We start from the raw sequence: 4,238 nt of genomic DNA on the forward strand, positions 1-4,238 counted from the left end.
TGCTATTTTTTTGTCACCTTCTTTTTATCACAATGTTCAACACGCCCTAAATAATTATTAATTTTTTAAACAATGTATGTATTAAATCTTATTACTTAAAATGTATTAATGATTATTTGTGACTTTATTTTTTTAAAAAAATTGATGTTTATCTCTTCTTATTTATGACTACTTTTAATTGATAAATAGCTCAAATGCTTGAAAAATGATATAGTTATTTTCTTATTTAAACCTTAATTTTCTATAAAAACCGCTTTTATATAACTATCCTTCGTTACTAATTCACTTAAACTATAGCTATTGAAACTGGTAGAGTTCGATCTAATTTAAGTGATAATTCTTAAAATTTTTATACCTATGTCTAACTTTGTTTTTTACATAGTTGTGATCAATCAGTTTAATAAATCATCAGGGCGTATATGGCATTTGTACATTTAGGCATTCACAGTGAGTTTTCAATCACTGACTCTATTATTCGAATAAAACATTTAGTAAAAGCAGCAGCTGCCGATAAACAGATGGCACTGGCCTTGACAGACTTATCAAATCTATATGCTACAGTTAAGTTTTATCGCGCCTGCCTAGATGCTGGGATTAAACCTATTATAGGTGCTGAGATTATTTTAGATGATGAATCAACTCGCCTAACCTTATTAGCAATGGATAATACGGGTTATCAGAGCATTACTCGTATAGTCTCATTAGGCTTTACTGAGGGACGAATGAACCCAGAAAATAGAGGCGTTCCCATTGTTAGCAAAGAGCATTTAATGGCAAATAGTGATGGTGTCATTATATTGTTTACTGAAAAATCAGATGTCGGACAAGCTTTAATGGGGTCTAATCCGGAACGTGGTCATCAGCTGATTAGTGAGTATCAATCAGCGTTTCAAGACCGTCTGTATTTTGCGATCAAACGTACTAAACGTATGGGCGAGGATACTTTTATAGAGCATGCCATTACGGCAGGTCATCGTCATGACATTCCTATAGTTGCTCATAACGACGTACGCTTCTTGGTTCAAGATGATTTTGATGCCCATGAAGCACGCGTTTGTATTGCGACCTCATATGTATTGGCAGACCCTAATCGCCCCCATGACTATTCAAATGAGCAATACTTAAAGACTCAGGTTCAGATGCAGTCACTATTCTCAGATATTCCTACGGTCATTGAAAATACGGTTACATTGGCTCAGCGTTGTAATGTTACTCTAACTTTAGGGATCAATGTATTACCAGAGTTCCCTGTCCCTGAAGGTGAAACGATTGAGTCTTTTTTTAGATCAGAATCTCAACGTGGTTTGAACGCTCGATTGGATAAATTATACCCAGTATCTAAACGAGATGATTCTTGGCCTGAGGTAAGAAGACCTTATGATGAGCGGCTTGAGCATGAGCTAAATATTATTTTGGAAATGGGTTTCCCAGGTTATTTCTTAATTGTAATGGACTTTATTCGCTGGGCGAAAGCCAATGGAGTGCCCGTGGGACCAGGTCGTGGTTCTGGAGCGGGCTCGCTTGTCGCTTATGCGCTGAATATTACAGATTTGGATCCCTTACACTATGACTTACTATTTGAACGCTTCTTAAATCCAGAACGAGTATCAATGCCTGACTTTGATATTGATTTTTGTATTGAAGGACGAGACCGTGTTATCGAGTATGTCGCCAGTCAATATGGCCGTGAGGCTGTGTCGCAGATTATTACCTTTGGTACCATGGCTGCAAAGGCTGTAGTACGTGACGTTGCACGTGTGCAAAGTAAGTCTTACGGCTTGGCTGATAAAATCTCAAAGCTTATTCCTAAAACACCTGGTATAACATTGCGCGATGCACTGCTTGAAGAACCTCAATTAAAAGAGTTATTGTCTAATCCTGATAACATGGACTATGAAGATGCAAATGAAATCTGGGAAATGGCATTAAAACTTGAAGGCATCACTCGTAACGTTGGTAAACATGCTGGGGGTGTATTGATTGCCCCTAATAAGATTACAGATTTTAGTGCAGTTTATTGTGATGAAGAAGGTCACCGAGTCAGTCAATACGATAAAGATGATGTTGAATCAGTGGGTCTGGTTAAATTCGACTTCTTAGGCCTGCGTAATTTAACCGTTATTAATGCTGCTGTAAAAAACATTAATAAGCGGCGCTCTCTTGAAAACAAGCCCGCAATTGAGCTTGAAGACTTGCCGCTTGATGATAAAAATGCCTATAAATTGTTGCAAGATGCTAAGACCACTGCGGTATTTCAATTAGAAAGTTCCGGTATGAAAAAATACCTAGCAAAATTGCAACCTACGAATATCGAAGATGTTATTGCAATGTGTGCGTTATACCGTCCAGGTCCCTTAGATGCTGGCATGGTTGAGATGTACATTGACCGTAAACATGGCCGTGAAGAGGTGGTTTATGACCACCCTAACCTAGAACCTATTTTAGAAAATACTAATGGTGTAATTGTTTATCAAGAACAGGTGATGCAGATATCTCAGGTAATGGCGGGCTATAGCTTAGGCGGTGCTGATATGTTACGCCGTGCCATGGGTAAGAAAAAACCAGAAGAAATGGCCAAACAACGTAATATTTTTGTTTCTGGTGCAACGGAGCAAGGTATTGACCCCGTGGTATCAGGTGGTGTGTTTGATTTGATGGAGAAATTTGCAGGCTATGGCTTTAACAAGTCGCATTCAGCCGCTTATGGTGTGCTTGCCTATCAGACTGCTTATTTAAAACATTACTACCCTGCTGAATTTATGGCAGCTGTTCTAACTTCAGATATGAACAATACTGATAATGTGGTGTTCTTTATCAATGATTGTCGTGAAAACTTTGGTTTGAGCGTTGATAATCCATCGGTTAACCGGAGTGAATGGCACTTTGTAGCTGATAATCCAACCAATATTATTTATGGATTAGGCGCTATTAAAGGTGTAGGTGAAGGTGCGGTTGAATCAATTGTACAGTCTAGAAGCTTAGGGGGGCCATACACTGACCTTTATGATTTCTGTCGACGGGTAGATATCAAAAAAGTTAATAAACGTACCTTAGAAGCATTAATAAAATCTGGCTGCTTTGATGACTTTGCAATCACTCTTCGACCTGATCTAGAGTCAGACCAGCGTCATCAAATCCGTGGCGCATTGATGGCACAATTACCAAGTGCGGTTCAAGCTGCAGAACAAGAGCGTCAAAACAATGAAATGGGGATAATGGATCTGTTCAGTGAATTGGACAATGCCACCACCTCCCCCCCTTTACCTACAGGCTCGGATTTAATTTGGGGCGATAAGCACCGTCTAAAAGCCGAAAAAGACACTCTTGGTCTTTACCTTACAGGGCATCCTATTGACCAATATCGTAAAGAGGTCGCAGTCTATACAAGCAATGCACGTTTGGATAACTTATCAGATACTGGCTATAACGGTAGTACTATGTTTGCAGGTTTAATTATGGATATAGCTAACTTTGGAAACCGCTGCGTTATCACTCTAGATGACGGCACAGCTAGACTTGAAGTCAGCTGTTATGCAGAACGATTTAATCGTATTAAAGATAAGTTAAAAGTAGATGAGGTTATTGTCATAAAGGGAGGGATACGCGACCGAGATGGCCGTTTATTTGCCAGATTGGACAATGCTTACACGCTCCTTGAGTGTCGACAGCGCTGGATTAAGAAAATTAGTATCAAGATTCATTCTGAAGATACTCAATTATTAAATGCTCTACTACCTATCTTAAAACCTGCACAGTTAGATCGAATACCTATTTTTAGCGCACCAGTCATTGAAGATAGTAACGATGAAAATAGTGGCATTGAAGGGTACTATAATAATGATAGTAGCATGGTAACTAATCCAGTAACTGCATTAGACAATGATGGTTGTATACCTATTTCGCTTAACGTCTATACGCAGTTTGCTATCGCTAGTGTCAGCCTTAATGACGACTGGCGACTCTACCCGACTGATGATAATTTGATGACGCTAAGTACCATGATTGATAGTGATAATCTTTATTTTCATTACTTATAAAAAAGAAACTCTCAAGGTATAAATTAATGCTATAAACAACTGCATTTATACAATGTGAAATATCAGCAAAGAATAGAGTATTTCACCTTAGTTTCAACGACTTATAACCTTTTACTAATATAAATGGGCTTGAGCATTTAACGATGTTTAAGCCCTTTTATTTTAAACTCTTTTTTATTTCAATATTAAATTACAGTATTT

At 38.2% G+C, this 4,238-nt stretch carries 1 protein-coding gene; it reads left to right on the top strand.

Features of this window, described 5'->3' with window-relative positions; translation table 11 throughout:
- Positions 1–419: 419 nt before the first annotated feature.
- Complete coding sequence (gene dnaE / locus QZ265_RS10005) at positions 420–4,037, top strand: DNA polymerase III subunit alpha (RefSeq protein ID WP_296405803.1); 3,618 nt, start codon at positions 420–422, stop codon at positions 4,035–4,037.
- Positions 4,038–4,238 lie beyond the last annotated feature (201 nt).

Source organism: Psychrobacter sp., assembly GCF_018260395.1.
Classification (GTDB): domain Bacteria; phylum Pseudomonadota; class Gammaproteobacteria; order Pseudomonadales; family Moraxellaceae; genus Psychrobacter.